Raw genomic sequence first — 21,106 nt, 5'->3', positions numbered from 1 at the left:
ACGATTTTTAGCTTCTTTTTTACTCTGTTTCTTTACAACTGCATGTGAACAACGTTCAGACTACGATGCTTGTGTTGAGTATTGGTCAGCAGTAGTTAGAGATTATGAATTAGGTGATAAAAAAGCTGAGCGCGAGACCATTAATATGATGGTCAGCTCCGAATGTCGCTTATCTGAATAAATTTTTCTATCCATTTTTACTGTGAGTAGCCTTAAAGCTTTCTGGATCGGCAAATACTGGGTTTAATGCTCTTAACTGAGCCATAGCACGCTTCTGAGCCGTTCGTTTAGGGCACTTTTGACTTCTTTCTCTAAGCTGAGCCTTGTCAAATTCTTCCTGCTTCTCTTGGGCAAATTGAAGGACTTTACCCAGTCTTTTGTTATCGACGACTTGAGTTTGGTCCACTTTAGCCAGCTTGTCGAAGGTTCTGAAACTTAACTTTCTCTCGCCATACTGGACGGCAATTCGACCATCTGGATAGTCGAGTATTTTGACCACTTCATTGACGAGGCGGCTGTTTTTCTCTGTGTCTTCAATCAGATAAAGCACTTTGTCATATTGGAACGTCAACGACTTCGAGAGTTTACGCGTAGTCTGCCAAGCAAAAATGTCATCCAGCTCATCTTGGCTTTCTCGAACCGGACGATGAAGATCTTTAGGGTAGTTAGCAGGTCTTGCAAACCGACGGTTAAAATCCTCAATAAAGTAGGGTAGCCATGCGTTCGCTTCTTCAATGGTATTGATACCTTGTAGACGCATCTCCTTGATTAATCGGTCTTGTAGTGTTTTATTCGCTCGCTCAACACGTCCCTTGGCTTGTGAGCTGTTCGCACAAATCAGTTCAATCCCAAGTTCATCAAGAATACGACCAAATTGGGTTAATCCCACTTTTTTGAGATGCTCTTGGTTGACACGAAATATCGAGTGTTTATCGCTGTAAAAAGCCACAGGCTTACCATGTTGATCTAGGTATTCCCGTGTGGCCACCATGTAGTCAAAGGCAGATTCGGTATCACTGAAGCGTAAGTTCATCAACCGTCCCGTCGCATCATCGATGTAGACCAAGAGACAGCACTTAGGGCTGCGTCCTTCAAACCAATCGTGGTGTGAGCCATCAATCTGAATCAGTTCACCTAAACAGTCACGACGGTAACGAGGTTGGTAAACACGAGGCTGGCGTTGTGAATGTGGTACCCAGAGACCATCGGCGATCATCCACTGACGTAGTGTCTCGACAGACAGGACTAAGTTGTGTTGTTCTGTCAGCTTCTCACAAGCAAATGTGGGTGAAAAATCAGCGTATTGAGAGCGTATGATGTTCAGAACTTCAGCACGAAAAGCATCAGGATAACGTCGGTTGCTCGGTCGGCCACGTGAACCATGGGCTAAAGAAGAAGCCCCGTACAGGCTTAACTGGCTCAATAAACGCCGAACTTGTCGAGGGCTTATGTTGAGTATGTCGGCTGCATCTATTTGACGAAGGCGGCACTCACGAACATCTTGCAGTACTTTAAAACGATTAATGTCTCGGTCACTCATGGGAATTAGCATCGGTTGAAGTCCTCAAAGCTCAGCGTGTTTATTAAGCATAAGTGGACATTTTAAAATTGCTCAAACCGGACATTACTAAATTGCGCCTACAGAATCACTGCGCATTATGTATATTATGTTAAATGGTGTTGTTGATAAGCTCAACTAGCTCGGATTTTTTCCCCGCCTGCATTCGTTCTTTCCCCTTGATTAAACATAATGGATTTACCATAAAATACCTAATAATCAGTTGGTTAAACAGGTTTACCAACTGATTATTAGATTTCCTTGAAAGAAACTGGCCACGTTATAGCTACCGTTGGGTGGTAATTAGTCGCCGCGTTGTTTTGTAAGCTTCGCCAGAAAACTGGTGTTAACGCCTTTCTAACAGATCATCAAAGTTCAGGCGTAAAGTCAGCGTTTATCAGACCGCACGGTAATAATTGTCGTGATTTATATGTCTTTACGGTTTAAAGATAATTTCAACATTCTTGTCTTCTAGCTCTAAAACCAAGGTTTCCTCTTTACCAGACCACGCTTCAGCTAGTTTAATTTTTGATTTTGATAGAATTTCTAGCTTTGTTAATGTCGTGTGACCCACGCTAAATTTTTGTTCGTTTTTTAGCTCTAAATAAATCCCATCATGATCTGACTCAATTTTGACGCTTTGCGCGTGTCCTATACTCATCTGGCACGTCGTTTTCTGTGTACAGATTTCGGTTTGCACTGGAACGTGGGTGAAGGTTCGCCAAAAGAAGACAACGATCAAAAGCGTCATCATGACGATAATTTGAGCAAGTCTTCCAGGTGTGAGTTTTTGTGCTGGCATAGCGGTGATATCTCCGTGTAACAAAGTTCAAAGTTTTGATAGAAAAGAGTAAAACCCGAGCTTTGTTGTGGTTATTGTCCTGTCATTACAAAATGTAATGTTTTAAACTTGTCACCCGAAAATGTCGCTTTTCCTTAAAATTGAAAGGGAAATTAACTGACTGTTTGTCATAGGTTTTCTTCGAAGTTTGGGTGACATTGCGGCTTCTTGCCGCGTTGGAAGTAAAAGTGTAGTTAATTAAAAAATCGGAAGCATGCAAATGAGCCAAGAAAAGCAGCTTGAACAAAACTACAACTATACCGTCGTTCGACAATTTACTCTAGTGACCATTCTCTGGGGTATTGTTGGTATGGCAGTTGGTGTTTTGATCGCCGCTCAATTAGTATGGCCAGCGTTGAATTTTGATACGCCATGGTTGACGTACAGTCGTCTACGTCCATTGCATACTAATGCGGTGATTTTCGCGTTTGGTACCAGTGCGCTTTTTGCAACGTCTTACTACGTTGTGCAGCGTACTTGTCAAACTCGTTTATTTGGTGGTCCACTTGTCCCCTTCACTTTTTGGGGTTGGCAGGCCATTATCCTCTCAGCAGCAATCACTTTGCCTTTGGGTTACACCTCGGGTAAAGAGTACGCAGAACTAGAATGGCCTATTGATATTGCCATTGCGCTAGTCTGGGTTGCTTACGCCGTCGTGTTCTTTGGAACCTTGATCAAGCGTAAAACATCTCACATCTACGTAGCAAACTGGTTCTTCGGTGCCTTCATTATCACTGTCGCGGTTTTACACATTGTAAACAGCATGGCAATCCCGGTCGCAATGGGTAAATCATATTCGATTTACGCAGGCGCTATCGATGCGATGGTTCAGTGGTGGTATGGTCACAATGCAGTAGGTTTCCTACTGACTGCTGGTTTCCTAGGGATGATGTACTACTTCGTACCTAAACAAGCTGAACGTCCAGTTTATTCTTACCGTCTATCTATCGTTCACTTTTGGGCCCTAGTATCACTTTATATTTGGGCAGGTCCTCACCACCTACACTACACCGCTCTACCTGACTGGACACAGTCGCTCGGTATGGTGATGTCATTAGTTTTGTTTGCGCCCTCTTGGGGCGGCATGATCAACGGTATCATGACGCTCTCTGGTGCTTGGCATAAACTACGCTATGACCCAATTTTACGATTCTTGATTGTTTCACTGTCTTTCTACGGTATGTCTACCTTTGAAGGCCCAATGATGTCAATTAAGACGGTTAACGCCCTATCCCACTATACTGACTGGACCATTGGTCACGTCCACTCAGGTGCCTTAGGTTGGGTGGCGATGGTGTCAATCGGTGCTGTTTACCACTTAATTCCGCGTCTATTTGGCCAAGAGCGTATGTACTCTGTTGGCATGATTAACGCGCACTTCTGGTTGGCAACAATTGGTACTGTTCTTTATATCGTTGCAATGTGGATTTCTGGTGTTATGCAAGGTTTGATGTGGCGTGCGGTTAACTCCGACGGCACTTTGACTTACAGCTTTGTTGAGTCAGTACAAGCCTCTTACCCGTTCTACACAGTTCGCTTTATCGGTGGTTTCATCTTCTTGGTGGGTATGTTCCTAATGGCATACAACACATACAAGACGTTGGTAGCACCTAAGCAAAGCCTCAAAGCTATTCAGCAACCAGCGTAAGGAGATTGATGAATGAGTTCTAATTCTAATAATCGCCACGAAATTGTTGAACGCAATGTTGGCTTATTGGCGATTTGTATCGTCTTCGCAATTAGTTTGGGTGCTTTAGTTGAAATCACTCCGCTAATCTTCCAAAAACAAACTACCGAGCCTGTTGATAACCTGCGTCCATATACGGCGTTGGAAATGGAAGGTCGTGATGTTTACATCCGTGAAGGTTGTAACGTTTGTCACAGTCAGATGATTCGTCCTTTCCGTTCTGAAACAGAGCGCTACGGTCACTACTCTGTTGCCGGTGAGCACGTGTGGGAGCATCCATTCCTATGGGGTTCTAAGCGTACTGGTCCGGATCTCGCTCGTGTTGGCGGTCGTTACTCTGATGAGTGGCACCGAGTTCACTTGATTGACCCACGTGAGTTGGTTCCTGAATCGAACATGCCAGCCTTCCCTTGGTTGGAAGAGAATATGCTAGATGGGAAACACACTCAGGCTAAATTAGAGGTGTTCCGCAACCAATTTGGTGTGCCTTACACTGACGAGCAAATTCAAAATGCGGCGAAAGATGTCGAAGGAAAAACCGAGATGGATGCCATCATCGCTTACCTTCAATCTCTTGGTCACGCAATGAAGTAATGGGAGGACTTATGGACATAGGTACTATTCACAGTATTTGGACCATAGTGCTATTTGTTAGCTTTATTGGCATTGTTTGGTGGGCGTATGGAAAGAGCCGCAAGTCTCGTTTCGATGAAGCCGCTAACCTAGTGTTCGCTGACGAAGAGCAAGCCCCTTCTAACGAACAAGGAGTGACTAAGAAATGACGACATTTTGGAGTCTTTGGATAATTATTATCACTGTCGGCTCTCTTCTTGGCTGTGCGGCTCTACTTTACTGGTGTCTAAAAGACAAAATGGGAGTAGAAGACAACGCAGACATGGGGCACGAGTACGATGGTATTCGCGAACTAAACAGTCCGCTACCTAAATGGTGGTCATATTTGTTCGTTGGTACCTTGGTATTTGCAGCAATTTATCTTGCTCTATACCCAGGACTTGGCAACTACAAAGGTCTATTGGGCTGGACCAGTTCAGACCAAACGGTAACTAACATTGAGCAATCTCGCGCGTCTATTAAGGCATCGCAAGAAAACAAAGTTTTGGACCAGTATGCAAAAGAGCTAGATGATGCAGAAACCTACTTTGGTGAAGCGTTTAAACGTTTAGCTTATGTAGACGGAGGTGAAGCTTTACGTTCAATTCCTGAAATCGCGCAAGACAGTGAAGCAGTAAAAGTTGGACAACGTTTGTTCCTACAAAACTGTTCGCAATGTCACGGTTCAGATGCCCGTGGTTTGAAAGGGTTCCCTAACCTAGCGGACAACGCCTGGTTATATGGCGGTGAACCTCAAGCTATCGTCACGACCATCATGAATGGTCGTATCGGTCAGATGCCTGGTTGGCAAGCTGCACTGGGTGATCAAGGTGTGAAGGAAGTGGTTTCATACACCCTTAGCCTATCTGGTCGATCAGTCAACGCTCGTGAAGCCGAAGCGGGTAAAGCGCGTTTCGTTGTCTGTGCTGCGTGTCACGGTACAGATGGTAAAGGTAACCCTCTTGTAGGCGCACCTGATCTAACTGACCAATACTGGTTGTTTGGTGGTAGTCGTGCTGATGTTACAGAAACTATCGTCAACGGCCGTTCTGGCGTGATGCCAGCTTGGAAAGACATCCTAGGCGAAGATAAAGTGCAACTTGTCTCAGCTTATGTTTGGAGTCTAAGCAACTCTGGTAAAGAGTAACAACACTGTAACAGCCCCTTCCTAAGGGGCTGTCTTTTCTATAAATTTTCCCTACAACTATTACGTCTTCGAGAGCTTTTTTATGGTAAAACCTTGGTATAAGCAGTTTTGGCCGTGGTTTCTTTTGGCATTCCCCATCGTCGTGATTACATCCAGTTTGTACAGAGTGTATATTCTGTCTCAGCATTCAGTTAGCTTGGTCACCGAGGATTACTATAAAAAAGGCAAAGGTATCAATATTGATATCACTAAGCTAAGTGAGGCCAAAGCGTTTGGTCTTTCCGCTTCTGTGTCTTCTCATACTGACGGTATTGTCATTCAATTCAATAAAGGGAAACTAGATCATTTCCCAGCAATTAAGGCAGAGTTCGCTCATCGCACGTTACCGGATAGAGACTTCAGCCAGTTATTAACTTCGGATTCAAAAGGCAATTATCGCCTGAGATTAGACAGCCCGATTCAAGGCCCTTGGTTTGTCAAACTGTTGCCTCACGACGAGCAATGGCTAATTCAAGGAAAAGTAACATTCCCATCAAAATCTCCGACTTTATTGGCGAACTAATCTATGTGTAAGTCTTGTTATCACTGTGGTGAAGAAATCCCAGAGGGTGCGGATTTTCACGTCGAAATACTCGATGAAGTTCGCGATATGTGTTGTCCCGGCTGTGAAACGGTGGCGCAAACTATCGTAGATAGCGGTTTGGTCTCTTATTATCAATACCGGACGGCGCCAGCTGAAAAAGCGGATTTGGTACCCGAACAGCTCCAAGCACTTGTTCATTATGACAATGAAGACGTTCAATCTGAGTTTGTTCGCAACCAAGAAGATGTTTCTGAAGTGACATTGTCACTAGATGGCGTATCTTGTGCGGCCTGTGCTTGGCTAATCGAAAAACAAATAAATGGCAAACCTGGTGTGGTATCCATTCGTGTTAACACCACCACAAACCGTGCTCTTTTGTCTTGGGTCAAGACAGAAACTAAACTCAGTGAATTGTTGTCAGCTATCCATTCTTTAGGCTACAAAGCAGCACCGTTTGAAGCCGACAAACAAGAAGCCTCCTATCACGCTTCAATGAAGCAATATTTGTATAGACTCGGTGTTGCCGGTCTTGCATCGATGCAAGTCATGATGCTCGCCGTAGCGCTGTATCTTGAAGTGTTTGGCGATCTTGACGAGGAATTCAAAAACTACTTCAGATGGGTCAGCCTCATTTTTGCTACACCTGTATTGGTTTACTCCGCTCTCCCGTTCTATTTGAACGCTTGGCGTAGTTTAAAGGGAATGACCTTGGGCATGGATGTACCCGTGTCCTTGGCATTGATTTTTGCCTACATTGCGAGTGTGGTTGCGACCGTTACAGAACAAGGTGAAGTGTTTTTTGAATCCATTTCAATGTTTACCTTCTTCTTGTTGATTGGTCGTTTTCTAGAAATGCGAGCACGGAGGAAAGCGGCCGCCGCCAGTGGTAACTTACTTAAACTGATCCCAGCGATGGCAACGCTGACGAATGATGAACAGGTGCCAGTTAAAACATTAAAACCGGGTGACACCATTAAAGTATTGCCGGGTGAGCACATCCCAGCTGATGGTCGAGTCGTTAACCGTTCGATTCTGGTAGATGAAAGTATGTTGACCGGTGAATCACTGCATGTCACTAAAAGCATCGATGATACCGTTTATGCGGGTACCTTAAACGGTGATGAAGCATTTGAACTGGAAGTCACGTCAACCAAAGCAAACTCGATGATTTCCAATATCGTTCGTCTGCAGGACGAAGCTCAACTGTCTAAACCTAAAATTGCTGAAGTTGCCGATATTGTTGCGCGTTACTTTGTTGCGATTATCTTGGTTATTTCTGCTTGTACCTGGGCATTTTGGCATCAACATAGACCGGAAGACGCATTCTGGATCATGCTGGCCGTTTTGGTAGCGACCTGTCCGTGCGCCTTGTCTCTGGCCACACCTACGGCGCTAACCTGTGCTACTTCACTTATGGGAAGCTTCGGGATTTTGCTTCGCAAGAAGCACGTGTTTGAAACGCTTTGTAAGGTTGATCATCTGGTAATAGACAAAACCGGCACCTTAACTGAAGGCGTGATAGAAATATCACAGACTAAAGTCTTTGGTGACCTTACCGAAACGGATGCTTTGAGCTTTGCCGCGGCTATCGAAAGCCATGCGAACCACCCTATCGCACGTGCGTTCAAACCCTTCCAAAATGCTGAGATGACAGCAACCAATGTCGATAACATTATCGGTTCTGGGATTGTCGGGACTATAGAAGGAAAAATTGTAAAACTTGGCAGTGCGCAATATGTGTTGGGCGATAACCAAGTTAATGAAATTAATGCAATTTACATGTCGATTAACGACAACCACGCGGCAACTTTCTATTACCAAGATCCAATTCGAGACGAAGCGCACGACTTTATTAAAGCGTTTAAAGACGCCAACGTAAAAGTGACTCTGTTAACGGGGGATATCGAACGAAACGCTCGTCCTGTTGCCGACGCAATTGGCATCGACCATGTGGTTGCTAGTGCCAAGCCAGAAGATAAGCTCGCGTTTTTAAATTCACTCGATGGCAAGTCAGTATCCATGATGGTAGGTGATGGCATTAACGATGCACCAACGCTCGCTGGTGCCCATTTGTCTATCGCAATGGGAGGTGGAACCGACGTAGCAAAAGCCTCAGCCGATATGGTACTGTTGGGAGACAAACTGAAGCGTATATTACAAGCGAAGAAGCTGGCGCTGCGTACTCGTAAGATTATTCGTGAGAATCTCGCTTGGTCATTGGGCTACAACTTGCTGATTCTACCTTTAGCGGTCGCTGGTCTAGTTGCTCCTTACTTCGCAGTATTCGGAATGTCAGCGAGTTCTATTATCGTTGTCACGAACTCTTTGCGCTTACTAAAAGAACATCAGGACTAAACCATGGAAAGTCTCTACATCCTCATTCCAATCGCGATTGTCTTAGTCTGCGTAGCTGTTGGTATTTTCCTGTGGGCCGTTAAAAGCGAACAATTTGAAGATCTTGAGCGTCAAGGACACAACATATTGTTTGACGAAGACGAGCAACAAGAGTCCGACAAAAAATGAATCCAGACTGGATCGCGGCATTTTTGATTGGACTTGCGGGCTCTGGGCATTGTATGGGAATGTGTGGCGGCATATCGGCAATGCTAAGTCTAGGACAACAAAAAGCGCCGCATTCCATCATCGTTTTATACAACGCCGGCCGCATCGTCACTTATCTGTTGTTTGGTGCCATTGTTGGCGCAACTTTCGCAACCATAGCCAACATCGGTGATCTAAACCAAGCCCTTGCCGTGATGCGTATTGTAGCTGCGCTTTTTGTTATCGCGCTCGCACTTTACATCGGAAAATGGTGGTCTGGTTTGTTGGTAATAGAAAAAGCAGGCCAGCGGATTTGGCGTGTAATCTCGCCTGTTGCTTCCTCACTTTTGCCATTAAAATCCAATTGGCATGCCTTCCCTGCTGGATTGCTATGGGGATGGCTACCGTGTGGTTTAGTTTACACAACGTTAACTTGGTCTGCGTTAGCAGGAAGTGCTAGCGGTGGCGCAATGATCATGCTGAGTTTTGGACTAGGCACTTTACCTTCGATGTTAATTGCAGCGTACAGTGGCCACTATTTAAAAGCGCTGCAGCAAAATTCCCTATTTAGAAACCTTGTCGCACTTAGTTTATTAATGTACGGTATGTATGTGCTACACGGTGCAATCAATATGTTATCGATAAGCTAACTGATGAAACTGTCTATTCCACATTTTTGCACTGGGATTTAATGTTAGGCAGTGGTAAAGTATTGATGCAAATCAAACAGTGAAATGAATTATGTTTTCAGAAAAGCCTGCAACTAAGCGAGTCCAATCCGGTGGTTGTGCCATACATTGCCAAGACTGCAGTATTAGCCAACTTTGTATTCCTTTCAGTTTAAACGATCAAGAACTTGACCAATTAGACGACATCATTGAGCGCAAAAAGCCTATCCAGAAAGGACAAGAGCTGTTCAAGGCCGGTGAAGACATGAAGGCGCTGTATGCGATTCGCTCAGGAACAGTAAAAAGCTACACCATTACTGAGCAAGGCGATGAACAGATTACCGCTTTCCATTTAGCTGGAGATTTGGTTGGATTTGATGCGATTAATGATCATAGTCACCCTAGTTTCGCACAAGCGCTAGAAACCTCTATGATCTGCGAAATTCCTTACGACACACTCGATGAGCTATCAGGACAAATGCCGAAGCTTCGTCAGCAAATCATGCGTTTGATGAGTAATGAAATCAAAGGCGATCAAGAAATGATTTTATTGCTGTCCAAAAAGAATGCGGAAGAACGTTTGGCTGCCTTTTTATACAACCTTTCTGCCAGGTTCTCTGCACGCGGATTCAGCCCAAGAGAGTTTCGCTTAACCATGACACGTGGTGATATTGGCAACTACTTAGGTTTGACCGTTGAAACCATCAGCCGTTTGTTAGGACGTTTCCAAAAAGCAGAAATTTTGGCTGTTAAAGGAAAATACATCACTATCCTAAATCACGAAGAGTTACAAGAACTTGCCGGCGTTAGCTCGGACGAATAACCCACTGTATACTTTGCCAACAATTTTCTTGTATCGAAGCCGCTCTCTCTGAGCGGCTTCAAAATTTTTGCTCCTTTATAACGAAATCTCTCTTTTCTAGACCAGCAGTACGCTAAGGTTAAAGTGTCGCTGCTAAACGGAATTAAGGAGAGTCTATGAGTATTTATAGTAAGATTCTTGTTGTTGCAGACATAAACAATGAGGAACAACCAGCTCTAAGCCGCGCTTTTCAACTTGCCTCAAAAAGCGTTTCCCCAAGTCGCGTTACTTTCTTCCTGTCGATTTATGATTTCTCGTATGACATGACATCAATGTTATCCATTGATGAACGCAACGCGATGCGACGTGGTGTCATTCATCAAAGAGAGCAGTGGATGCGTAAGGTTGCTGCAGACTATCTAGTCGATGGAATTGACTTTGACATCCGGGTGGTTTGGCACAATCGTCCTTATGAAGCCATCATCTCTGAAGTGTTTGAAGGTCAACACGATATTGTGGTGAAAGCGACTCGAAAACACGATGCACTAGAGTCAGTTATCTTTACTCCCACGGATTGGCACCTTCTTAGAAAATGTCCATGCCCTGTTTTGCTGACTAAATCCGGTGATTGGCCAACTGGCGCTTCTATTGTCGCGTCTATCCATGTCGGATCTGAAAACCCTACTCACCATGGCCTGAATGATAAGATGGTTGAACAGCTGAATAGTCTTAGCCAAAGGTTAGATGCAAGACCTTATCTAGTAAATGCCTACCCAGTCACCGCAGCAAACATCACCATTGAACTTCCAGAGTTTGATCCAAATGTTTACTCAGACACGGTTCGTGGACATCACCTTACTTCGATGAAATCATTCCGCCAGAAACATAGCTATGATGACGAGCAAACATTTGTAGAACAAGGACTACCGGAAGACGTTATCGCGGAAAAAGCCGAGTCTCTAAATGCGGGAATGGTCATCTTAGGCACAACAGGCAGAACCGGCTTGTCTGCTGTATTTATCGGCAATACGGCTGAACAGGTGATAGATAAAATCACATGCGATGTTCTTGCTCTAAAACCAGATGGTTATATTTCTCCACTGGATCCTAACTCGCCGTGACTAAGTCCGTTTAATCTATGATTTCGGATTAGGGCGTATTCAGCGCCCTTTTTTATTGCTACTACACTGTCACTACGTTTTCGCTGGCAACTCTGTCAATTATCCGTATCATACACCTTCGATTTTAACCTCGACAATTGCACTGAGATGACTGAGCAACAACAAGAGCGAACCAAAGCGCAGCAATACAACTTTAATAAGCTGCAAAAACGCATCCGCCGTAACACCGGACAAGCTATCGAAGACTTCAACATGATTGAAGACGGCGACAGAATCATGGTGTGCTTATCTGGTGGTAAAGACAGCTTCACTATGCTTGATATCTTGCTGAGTTTACGAAAAAGCGCACCCATCCATTTCGATTTGATTGCCGTTAACCTGGACCAAAAACAGCCTGGGTTTCCTGCACATATTCTTCCCGAATATTTGGACTCATTGGGTGTCGAATATCGAATTGTAGAGGAAGACACTTACTCGATAGTTCAAGACAAGATTCCAGAAGGTAAAACTACTTGTTCGCTATGCTCTCGCCTGCGTCGAGGTATTTTGTATCGCACAGCTAACGAGCTAGGAGCGACCAAAATCGCTCTTGGTCACCATCGCGATGACATCATCGAGACCCTATTTCTGAATATGTTCCATGGTGGAAAAATGAAAGCCATGCCACCTAAGTTGGTCTCTGATAATGGTGAGCACGTTGTGATTCGTCCATTGGCGTATTGTCGTGAAAAAGACATCATTAAATATTCAGAAATGCGCGAGTACCCTATCATTCCGTGTAACTTATGTGGTTCACAGCCAAACTTGCAGCGCCAGAATATCAAGATGATGTTAAATGATTGGGATAAGCGTTTCCCAGGCCGTATTGAAAGTATGTTTAGAGCGATGCAAAACGTTGTTCCAAGCCATTTAGCAGACTACGATCTATTTGATTTTAAATCGATCAACAAAGAATCAGGTGTTATCAACGGCGGTGATATTGGCTTTGACAAAGAATCAATGCCGGCTGAGCCAATAAATGATGAAGAAAATGTTCAAATCGTTGATCCAGAGTTGACACTCAATGTCACTAACCTTAGCTAGTTTTCAACGAACATACTGAATAGATTAAGGGGTAGCGTATGCTACCCCTTATTACGTCAGGCTCAACTACAGGCTATTTTAAAAGCTCTTACTCGGTACTAATTCAGACCTGATTTGGTTATTTAGCTTTGGGTAAGTATGGCAAAACTCGAATGGTTTCAGATGGCAGTAACATATGACCGCCTTTGCCAATTTGAGCAAGTGTTACCACTGCTTTTCTATCCACAAGCTTGATCGTTTCACCACTCGATAGAACAATATTACCATTAGTCCCTTCTGGAAATTCAAGCGTCACGCCTTCTACATCAGGGGTAAACCAACTTGCAAACATTCCGCCAAGCTCTTCAAGGGTCACTTGCATTTGTGGTAGTAAGTCCGCAACTTGTTGGTAGCCGACCTCGCCTTTTAACGGCTCTTTCGTCATGACCATAAAAGCAAAATCACAACGCGTGTCCATTGGCAGGTTAACGTAGACTAAAGGATTCGCTTCTCTTAGGTTATTGTCCAGCGGCAATAGCAATTCGTTGTGAGCGCTAGAAGCAATTTCTTCGTAATGCTCTTCTTTTTCCATCCATGCTTTTTCTATTCGACAGGTCTTTTTTGTCTTTGCGTCGATAAAAAACACCCCGACTTTAACATCATCAATTCTTTCTTCAGCATTCACTTTTACCTGACTGAACAGCTTGGAGTAGGTAAACATGTATTGCTCTGCTTGGACGTAAGTTGGTATGGCGCAACAACTGATAGCGAGCCAAAGAAGAGATTTATTCAGTTTCATTTAAGTTTTCCTGATACAAAGAAGGAATCGATTTAATCACGGTTTTCAGCAGTTCTACATACTGAGTACCTAACTCGGAGTACTTATCCAGCGTATTTGAATAGAGAATTGCCAGCTCAAGGCTTGACTTATTTGAATCTAATTCATTCGAACGGACACTACGCATGTCCTGATAAGCTCTATGGGTATTAATATTAACAAAGTAACCCGTTAAAGAATCCCTAATAGAATCAAATCTTTGTATTTCGTGATTTGCACCCGCATTCCTTTGTTTGGGTACAACACCACAACCTTTTGAAAAACACCATTGGCCAAAATAGTTATTGGCTTCAAGTGCAAATCTAGAAGTCCCCCACGCCGACTCGATAGCAGCCTGGGCTATGACTAATTCAGCAGGGAGTTCTCCAACTCGAAGCTTCATTTGATTTAACCATGCATCAGAAATACCTGTGTTATCTAAAGGTAGTCGATATTTGTTACCTAAGTATTTGGCTGATTTAACTAACTTGGCATTCAAATTATTGCTGTTAAAACTGGCTTCGATTTGTTCTAGTTTCGCCCTCTCCGTTCGTATAACAGAGTTTTCTTGTTGTACGAGAAAGAAGAAATACTGCGCAAATTCTGTTTTTCGTTCTGCTACAGACATAGAGGGAAAATTTGGAATGGTCAGGATTTCTGGCGCAGTTTGTACTGGTTCGAATTCGTATCGATACCAACCAAATACGGCAGTACTTATTACAAGCACTGCCGTCATCCATTGAAGTATTTTATTGGGCATTAATAACCAAATTTCAGGTGGTTAAACTAAAACAATTAAGCATCAAACGTTTGGCTGCCTGGACGATGCCCGTTGTCAGAGTGGTCTCTAGGCGGCTGATCAGCATCATCATTATCGTCGCTGTTGTCATTGTCATCGTTCGATCGGTCATTATCATCTGGTGCATCAGCGACTACTTTTACCGTTACACCAAACATTATGCGATACAAAACGCCTTTGACGTGAAAGTAGAATGGCAACACAACAATCAGACCAATTCCAAAGAATGCCGCAGCAAAGGCGAGCATAATTCCGATTAAAACGAAAATTCCCAACAGAGGTAACAGTTTTTTGTTTACCGCTCTCAATGAGGTCCACAAGGCCATCAGCGGGTTCATTTTCTTGTCACAAACCAGCAAAACTGAGTGGGTAAATGCTAACGATAGATATAAAGACAACACCGAAACCAGAGAGCTAGCAATACCTTGCAAAACAAGACCAAGTAAAGTGACCAACATTACTGGGATAGTGAATTGGAAACCTTTGGTAATATGTTTAAACTTGGAATTTAAGCCGGCTGCATGGCTCATGCTCATTAGGCTGAGGCTGGCAAATATCGGCGCACTGATCACTTCAAAGCTCAAATTGGCAATGATCAATGATTGCAATATGTTCGCGTCTAGTAGGTCCGGGTTATCCAAAATATCCAATAAGACACTGGCGTCCCCAAGTTGGAAATCCAACGCAACAATAAATATGGTCGCTTGCAGAGCAATCATAGCGACAATCGCAGGAGTGAAAGACAAAAAATGTTTAATAGTCAGTTGCCATGCCTCGCCTAGGACTTTGGCTGCTGAAAGTTCATAGTCTCCTGACAGAGCGCGTTCAACGCTACCACCGATAACGAAATCTTTTTCTATTTTGTTACTCATCAAACCTACCGAGCGTTAATGGATCAAGCATGCGTCACTCACTGAGTTGCAGTGAGTAATTTAGGATTATACACATAACCGAGAATTAACAAGAAGTAACTTGTACTACTCAAGATATTACGCAATGTAAAAACTGGGCTTTTCAAAATCTCAAACTGGGCGTATTATCCGCGCGATTCGTACATCGTCTATCTGATATACGACATCTATACTCAAAATAATTGGGTTTTCTATTACATACTTTGATTGAAATAAGTGAGCAGCAATTTTGCAAAACCGTCATGCTAATCCGGTGATTGAAATCACCCAACTGGTAAAGTCGTTTGACGATAAAACCGTGGTCGACAAACTTGATGTCGTGGTAAATGAAGGCGAATTTTTGACGATATTGGGTCCGTCTGGCTGCGGTAAAACTACGGTTCTAAGACTTATTGCCGGATTTGAAACTGTTGACTCTGGCTCAATCAAGATCGCTGGTAACGATGTTTCAGCCCTCGCCCCAGAACATCGCCCCGTTAATACAGTTTTTCAAAGCTATGCCCTTTTCCCGCATATGTCGGTTTATGACAACGTCAATTTTGGCTTAAAAATGTCTGGGGTTGAAAAACATCAAGCCCATGAGCGCGTCATTGAAGCGTTAACCATGGTGAACTTGGAGCATCTAGCCAACAGAAAGCCCCAGCAGCTCTCCGGTGGTCAACAACAACGCGTGGCGATCGCTCGTGCTGTGGTCAATAGACCTAAAGTCCTGTTACTGGATGAATCTTTGTCTGCACTAGACTATAAACTCCGTCAAAAAATGCAGATTGAGCTTAAACAGCTACAACGCAAACTCGGTATTACCTTCATATTTGTCACCCACGATCAAGAAGAAGCCTTGTCGATGTCAGATAGAATCCTAGTCATGAAAGACGGGCTGATAGTACAAGATGGCACACCAAAAGAGGTGTATGAAGACCCTACGAGCCTATTTGTCGCGCAGTTTATTGGGCAGATTAACGTATTCAAAGCGCAAGTCGTCAAGCGGATTGATGCTCGTAAAGTTCTAGTCTTAGTCGAAGGAAATGAAACAAACGTTAACTTTGAAACAGTTTGCGAAGCCGGTGATTTGGTTAATGTATTGCTTCGTCCTGAAGACTTGAGAATAGAAGAAGTTTCAGATAGCCACACGCAAGGTATTACCGGAACCGTTGTTGAACGCACCTACAAAGGCATGACTCTTGATTCCGTGATCGAGCTTGATTCTGGGCAGCAAATTATGGTCAGCGAGTTTTTTAACGAAGATGACCCGGATGTAGACCATTCTCTTGGACAAAAAGTCAGAATTACTTGGGTTGATAATTGGGAAGTGGTTTTGCCATATGAAGATTAAGTTTAATCTGCAAAACTGGATTGTCGCCATTATCATCAGCTGGCTAGTCTTGTTTGCTCTTCTGCCTAATTTGATGATCGTCGTAACGAGTTTCCTAACCAGAGATGAGGCGAACTTAGTCAGTACCCCACTGACTTTAACAAACTATACCAAGTTGATTGATCCACTTTACGTTAAGGTAATCTGGAATTCCTTGTACTTGGCAGTGTTTGCGACCTTGCTGTGCTTGCTTATTGGTTACCCGTTTGCCTATGCGATCACAACACTACCCAAAAAGTGGCAACCTTTTGCGCTATTTTTAGTCATTGTGCCATTTTGGACCAATTCCTTAATTCGCACTTATGGTCTTAAAATTGTTTTGGGTACTCAAGGGGTAATCAACAAGTCTTTACTGAGCTTAGACCTTATCGATAAGCCAATCAGAATTATGTATACCGAATCCGCGGTCATGATTGGGCTGGTCTATATCCTATTACCATTTATGATTCTTCCCCTTTATAGCTCAATTGAAAAACTAGACAAGAGCTATATTGAAGCCGCCAAAGACCTAGGTGCTAATACTTTTCAAGTTTTCACCAAAATTACTTTACCGCTCACCCTACCCGGTATCGTCGGCGGTAGTTTACTGGTTTTGTTGCCTGCTATGGGGATGTTTTATGTTTCAGATCTGCTTGGCGGCGCGCGAAACCCATTGGTCGGTAACATCATTAAAAGCCAAGTTCTCAATGCAAGAGATTGGCCGTTTGGTGCCGCAACCAGCATTACACTCACCTTAGTGATGGCCTTTATGCTCTACTTGAACTTTGTTGCCAGTAAACACGCCAATAAAAAGGGAGAATTACAGTGAGATCGTTGAAGTTTAGCTATCTTGGTGGTGTTTATCTGTTTCTCTATTTGCCTATCATTGTCCTGGTTGTAAACAGCTTCAACTCCAGCAAATTCGGGATGAAATGGGGTGGCTTTACCACAAAATGGTATCAAGCGCTCATCAACAACGACAGTTTAGTTCAAGCCGCCTACCATTCCATTACGGTAGCTGTCTTTTCTGCAACCGCTGCGGTCATCATTGGTAGCTTGACGGCCATCGCCTTGTTTCGATATCAATTTCGAGGTAAGAAGACAGTTAAAACCATGTTGTTCGTGGTCATGATGTCTCCTGATATCGTTATGGCCATTTCATTTTTGGCTCTATTTCTTACCTTGGGTTTATCCTTGGGGTTTGTCACTCTATTCATCGCTCATATTACCTTTTGTTTACCCTTTGTTGTGGTCACTGTCTATTCAAGGCTTAACGGCTTTGATTCCAAAATAATCGAAGCGGCTCAAGACCTAGGTGCCAGTGAGTGGGTTATTTTGAAACGGATTTTATTGCCTTTAATGAAACCCGGAATTGTCGCCGCTTGGCTATTGAGCTTCACCTTATCTTTGGATGACGTAATCATTAGCTCTTTTGTCACCGGACCAACGTATGAAATATTGCCTTTGAAAATCTATTCGATGGTCAAGGTGGGAATTTCACCGGAAGTTAATGCTCTGGCTACCATCATGCTCGTGGTATCGCTTGTTCTGGTTGGATTGGCACAATTTATCGGTCGCTCGAAAGCTTAACCAAGACTGTGTTCACTTGGTTACGACACTTCGAGGTAGTGAATCGGGCAAATAAGTTTTGAGTTTATGCCAAGGGTATGCTTCACTTAGCACCGTGATTTAGATCTCAAATCAAAAGACTTTTTAGCTACTTATCCCATGAGATTGGTAGTGCTTTTTAAAGAAAAATTCGCCATATCAGGCGGGTATTGGATGGTTATACAATGAAAAAGACATTTGCTTTGGCGGCTGCTTTAGCCTCTGTGTTTTCTGCTTCATTAGCTGCACACGATCAAGAACTTTACTTCTACAACTGGTCAGAATATATACCCAACCAAGTGTTAGAAGACTTCACCAAAGAGACTGGTATTAAGGTAATTTACTCGACTTACGAATCCAACGAGAGTATGTATGCCAAACTAAAAACGCAAAAAACTGGTTATGACCTTGTCGTGCCTTCGACTTACTTCGTATCAAAAATGCGTAAAGAAGGAATGCTACAGACGGTAGATAAAGCAAAATTGTCAAACTTCCAACACCTAGACGCTAATTACCTCAACAAAGACTTTGATCCGGGTAACGAATACTCCGTCCCTTACATTTGGGGGGGAACCGGTATCGGCGTCAATAAAGATATGCTAGACGTAGCCAGTATCAATTCATGGTCGGACCTATGGGATCCTAAGTGGAGTGGACAACTTATGTTAATGGATGATTCGCGAGAAGTTTTCCATATTGCATTAAGTAAACTGGGCTACTCTCCAAACACCACAGACCCACAAGAAATTGAAGCCGCTTACCAAGAGCTTAAAACACTAATGCCGAACGTCTTAGTGTTCAATTCCGATTTCCCTGCCAACCCTTATTTAGCAGGTGAAGTCTCATTGGGTATGCTTTGGAATGGATCTGCTTATATTGCCCGTCAAGAAAGCGAATCGATTGATATTATTTGGCCGGAAAAAGGGGCGGTGTTCTGGATGGATAGCTTGGCAATCCCGTCTGGTGCCAAAAACGTCGATGCTGCTCACCAAATGATCGATTTTTTGCTTAAACCAGAAAATGCCGCCAAGATTGCGCTAGAGATTGGCTATCCGACTCCAGTGAAATCGGCCATCGAGCTATTACCTGAAGAGTTTGCTAACGACCCAACAATATTCCCGCCACAATCTGTGATGGATAGCGGCTTTTGGCAAGATGAAGTCGGTGAAGCCAGCGCGCTTTATGAAGAGTACTTCCAGAAACTTAAAATTGAGCGATAATAAATTTTATCAGTGATATCTTAGAAAGCGGCGGCAAGCCGCTTTTTCTTTATCTAAACTATATAGATAGCGAAATAAAGGGGTACACTTTGGGACGTTACGCGATTTTAAAGATTCTATCTTTGATGTTTCTAGCCACATCAACCATGGTTGTGGTTGGCAACTATTTAGAGATTGATTCTTACTACGACCTCTTTTTTGAAGCGAACTCGGTAGCAATCGTCTGCTATCTCTTTTGGGTTGCGCGCCCTCTTCGCAAAACTAACAAAGCGTTCGCATATGGATTCGCGCTACTCCTGTTTAATCAAATCTACGACCTAATTACCGAATGGATGTATCTAGAGTTACTTGCCGATGAAGAAGAGCTGTTTGATACGTTTTTGGAAGACGGCATCCTTCAACTTAGTTTCCTGCTAATCGCATATGGTCTGACAGAAATACTGAGAGACTATAAACAAGAAAGTCTTCGCGATGAGCTGACAGGCCTTTACAACCGAAAAAAACTAAGAGACATCAAGCAGAAAGAATTTGATTTGGTCTATATTGACCTCGATGGTCTAAAGATCGTCAACGATACCCAAGGTCACGATGCTGGAGATATTTTACTCACCTCCTTTGCCAAAATTTTAGTCTCTAGCTCAACACCAAACGAAACACCAATGCGAGTTGGCGGTGACGAGTTTGTTGTGATAACTGAAGCAGGACGCGGCGAAGAGTACGTTCGCAGCATAAACGAGTTATCGGTCGACAAAAATATCAGCTTTTGTTTTGGGATAGAGACGGCTTGTCAACGGACCTTACTTGAGGCATTAAGAAAGTCAGACGAAGCCATGTACGAAATGAAAAAAAGAGCTAAGAAGAACCGATAACGGTCCTTCTCGCGAAGTTCTATACTATTGAAAATTAGGCTGTTTGGCGTGAGTGAGTCAAAATTTCTTCAACTAGCTTAGGCACCACTTCCGTAGCTTTACCATATCTGCGTTCATCAAACTCACTTTGTACGGCACTTGGTTCCAAGTTAATTTCTATTGTGTGGGCGCCATGAGCTTTTGCGTCGTGCACAAATCCAGCGGCCGGATAAACGACACCAGAAGTACCAATAGATACAAAGAGGTCAGCTTCAGCAAGCGCATCGTGAATCTCCCCCATTCTTAAAGGCATTTCACCAAACCAAACGACATGTGGTCGCATTTGAGATGGGATTTGGCAGCAATGACAAAGTTCGCCTTGCTGTATATCCCCTGTTTGCTCAAATATTTGATTGGACTCACTGCAACGCGCCTTAAGCAGTTCTCCATGCATATGAATGATATTTGAAGTACCACCTCTCTCGTGGAGATTATCGATATTCTGAGTGACGACGGTGACTTTACCTTCGATGTTGCTTTCGAGTTCTCCTAAAGCGATGTGCGCGGCGTTAGGTTGAATAGAGTCTTTGTGGAGCAGCTTTCGACGTTGGTTGTAAAACTGTTGAACAAGGTCTGGATTACGTTCAAAACCTTCTGGTGTCGCGACATCTTCTATTCGATGATTTTCCCAAAGGCCATCTTGGGCTCGAAAGGTTTGGATCCCTGATTCGGCCGAAATGCCAGCGCCAGTAAGAATCACGATATTTTTATAGGTATCTGAGGCCACAATGCTTCCCTACTTCATGGGTTCAAATTTAAGGAGTAGTGTTAATAGATTAGCATTCTTGAGTTGATACAAATAGAAAAGCGCTCTACGACCATAGTCGCACTATGATCACCCTCTACTTATCAACGCTATTTTAAACCGTG

Annotated in this window: 22 protein-coding genes; 16 read left to right on the top strand and 6 right to left on the bottom strand. The window is 43.5% G+C overall.

The window, feature by feature from the left end:
* Positions 1–187: 187 nt before the first annotated feature.
* Both ACXAFJ_RS06200 and ACXAFJ_RS06195 read right to left on the bottom strand, forming a co-directional pair.
* Positions 188–1,540 carry an ISNCY family transposase gene (locus ACXAFJ_RS06200; RefSeq protein ID WP_475324071.1) on the bottom strand — a complete coding sequence of 451 codons (1,353 nt, stop codon included), beginning with the start codon at positions 1,538–1,540 and terminating at the stop codon, positions 188–190.
* Between the two features lie 454 nt (positions 1,541–1,994).
* Complete coding sequence (locus ACXAFJ_RS06195) at positions 1,995–2,360, bottom strand: hypothetical protein (protein WP_475322158.1); 366 nt, start codon at positions 2,358–2,360, stop codon at positions 1,995–1,997.
* A gap of 259 nt (positions 2,361–2,619) precedes the next feature.
* On the opposite strand from ACXAFJ_RS06195, the gene ccoN reads away from it, so the two are divergent.
* The 11 genes from ccoN to ttcA all read left to right on the top strand — a co-directional run bounded on the left by ccoN (position 2,620) and on the right by ttcA (position 12,643).
* Positions 2,620–4,047, top strand: coding sequence for a cytochrome-c oxidase, cbb3-type subunit I (gene ccoN / locus ACXAFJ_RS06190; protein ID WP_475322156.1), 1,428 nt, complete (start codon positions 2,620–2,622; stop codon positions 4,045–4,047).
* Positions 4,048–4,059: 12 nt separating this feature from the next.
* Positions 4,060–4,680, top strand: coding sequence for a cytochrome-c oxidase, cbb3-type subunit II (gene ccoO, locus ACXAFJ_RS06185; RefSeq protein ID WP_475322155.1), 621 nt, complete (start codon positions 4,060–4,062; stop codon positions 4,678–4,680).
* A gap of 11 nt (positions 4,681–4,691) precedes the next feature.
* Positions 4,692–4,868, top strand: a complete 177-nt coding sequence (locus ACXAFJ_RS06180) for a cbb3-type cytochrome oxidase subunit 3 (RefSeq protein WP_475322154.1) — start codon at positions 4,692–4,694, stop codon at positions 4,866–4,868.
* Positions 4,865–5,845: a cytochrome-c oxidase, cbb3-type subunit III gene (gene ccoP, locus ACXAFJ_RS06175; RefSeq protein WP_475322152.1), complete on the top strand. Its 981-nt coding sequence runs from the start codon at positions 4,865–4,867 to the stop codon at positions 5,843–5,845. The genes ACXAFJ_RS06180 and ccoP overlap by 4 nt, the downstream gene beginning before the upstream one ends.
* Positions 5,846–5,927: 82 nt before the next feature.
* Positions 5,928–6,407 carry a FixH family protein gene (locus tag ACXAFJ_RS06170; protein ID WP_475322150.1) on the top strand — a complete coding sequence of 160 codons (480 nt, stop codon included), beginning with the start codon at positions 5,928–5,930 and terminating at the stop codon, positions 6,405–6,407.
* 3 nt (positions 6,408–6,410) lie between these two features.
* Positions 6,411–8,783 carry a heavy metal translocating P-type ATPase gene (locus ACXAFJ_RS06165; protein ID WP_475322149.1) on the top strand — a complete coding sequence of 791 codons (2,373 nt, stop codon included), beginning with the start codon at positions 6,411–6,413 and terminating at the stop codon, positions 8,781–8,783.
* Between the two features lie 3 nt (positions 8,784–8,786).
* Complete coding sequence (gene ccoS, locus ACXAFJ_RS06160; RefSeq protein ID WP_475322147.1) at positions 8,787–8,951, top strand: cbb3-type cytochrome oxidase assembly protein CcoS; 165 nt, start codon at positions 8,787–8,789, stop codon at positions 8,949–8,951.
* On the top strand, positions 8,948–9,619 hold the full coding sequence (locus ACXAFJ_RS06155) for a sulfite exporter TauE/SafE family protein (protein ID WP_475322146.1): 672 nt from the start codon (positions 8,948–8,950) through the stop codon (positions 9,617–9,619). Before ccoS ends, ACXAFJ_RS06155 begins: the two co-directional genes overlap by 4 nt.
* Before the next feature lie 91 nt (positions 9,620–9,710).
* Entirely contained in the window at positions 9,711–10,460 is a 750-nt protein-coding gene (locus ACXAFJ_RS06150) for an FNR family transcription factor (RefSeq protein ID WP_475322145.1), read from the top strand.
* 155 nt (positions 10,461–10,615) lie between these two features.
* Complete coding sequence (uspE, locus tag ACXAFJ_RS06145) at positions 10,616–11,560, top strand: universal stress protein UspE (RefSeq protein WP_475322143.1); 945 nt, start codon at positions 10,616–10,618, stop codon at positions 11,558–11,560.
* A 147-nt stretch (positions 11,561–11,707) separates the two neighbouring features.
* Positions 11,708–12,643, top strand: coding sequence for a tRNA 2-thiocytidine(32) synthetase TtcA (gene ttcA, locus ACXAFJ_RS06140; RefSeq protein ID WP_475322142.1), 936 nt, complete (start codon positions 11,708–11,710; stop codon positions 12,641–12,643).
* A gap of 118 nt (positions 12,644–12,761) precedes the next feature.
* Here ttcA and ACXAFJ_RS06135 read toward each other — a convergent pair whose 3' ends face one another.
* From ACXAFJ_RS06135 to ACXAFJ_RS06125, 3 genes are all read right to left on the bottom strand, one after another.
* A complete protein-coding gene (locus ACXAFJ_RS06135; RefSeq protein ID WP_475322141.1) occupies positions 12,762–13,421 on the bottom strand; it encodes a DUF2987 domain-containing protein in 660 nt (219 codons plus the stop codon).
* Positions 13,408–14,166 (bottom strand): glucosaminidase domain-containing protein, encoded by a 759-nt coding sequence (locus tag ACXAFJ_RS06130; RefSeq protein ID WP_475322139.1) that lies wholly within the window; start codon positions 14,164–14,166, stop codon positions 13,408–13,410. The genes ACXAFJ_RS06135 and ACXAFJ_RS06130 overlap by 14 nt, the downstream gene beginning before the upstream one ends.
* Positions 14,167–14,234: 68 nt before the next feature.
* Positions 14,235–15,110: a hypothetical protein gene (locus tag ACXAFJ_RS06125; protein ID WP_475322138.1), complete on the bottom strand. Its 876-nt coding sequence runs from the start codon at positions 15,108–15,110 to the stop codon at positions 14,235–14,237.
* A gap of 265 nt (positions 15,111–15,375) precedes the next feature.
* On the opposite strand from ACXAFJ_RS06125, the gene potA reads away from it, so the two are divergent.
* The 5 genes from potA (at position 15,376) to ACXAFJ_RS06100 (ending at position 20,197) form a co-directional block, all read left to right on the top strand.
* A complete protein-coding gene (gene potA, locus ACXAFJ_RS06120; RefSeq protein ID WP_475324070.1) occupies positions 15,376–16,482 on the top strand; it encodes a spermidine/putrescine ABC transporter ATP-binding protein PotA in 1,107 nt (368 codons plus the stop codon).
* Positions 16,472–17,329 carry a spermidine/putrescine ABC transporter permease PotB gene (gene potB / locus ACXAFJ_RS06115; protein WP_475322137.1) on the top strand — a complete coding sequence of 286 codons (858 nt, stop codon included), beginning with the start codon at positions 16,472–16,474 and terminating at the stop codon, positions 17,327–17,329. Before potA ends, potB begins: the two co-directional genes overlap by 11 nt.
* Positions 17,326–18,090 carry a spermidine/putrescine ABC transporter permease PotC gene (gene potC / locus ACXAFJ_RS06110; RefSeq protein ID WP_475322135.1) on the top strand — a complete coding sequence of 255 codons (765 nt, stop codon included), beginning with the start codon at positions 17,326–17,328 and terminating at the stop codon, positions 18,088–18,090. Before potB ends, potC begins: the two co-directional genes overlap by 4 nt.
* Positions 18,091–18,293: 203 nt before the next feature.
* Positions 18,294–19,328, top strand: coding sequence for an extracellular solute-binding protein (locus tag ACXAFJ_RS06105; RefSeq protein ID WP_475322134.1), 1,035 nt, complete (start codon positions 18,294–18,296; stop codon positions 19,326–19,328).
* A gap of 125 nt (positions 19,329–19,453) precedes the next feature.
* Complete coding sequence (locus ACXAFJ_RS06100) at positions 19,454–20,197, top strand: GGDEF domain-containing protein (protein WP_475322133.1); 744 nt, start codon at positions 19,454–19,456, stop codon at positions 20,195–20,197.
* 34 nt (positions 20,198–20,231) lie between these two features.
* On the opposite strand, the gene cobB is transcribed toward ACXAFJ_RS06100, so the two are convergent.
* Positions 20,232–20,963 (bottom strand): Sir2 family NAD+-dependent deacetylase, encoded by a 732-nt coding sequence (gene cobB, locus ACXAFJ_RS06095; RefSeq protein ID WP_475322131.1) that lies wholly within the window; start codon positions 20,961–20,963, stop codon positions 20,232–20,234.
* Between the last annotated feature and the right edge of the window lie 143 nt (positions 20,964–21,106).

The organism is Vibrio sp. ABH4_348 (genome assembly GCF_056159765.1).
This window is presented reverse-complemented; position numbering and strand designations above follow the sequence as displayed.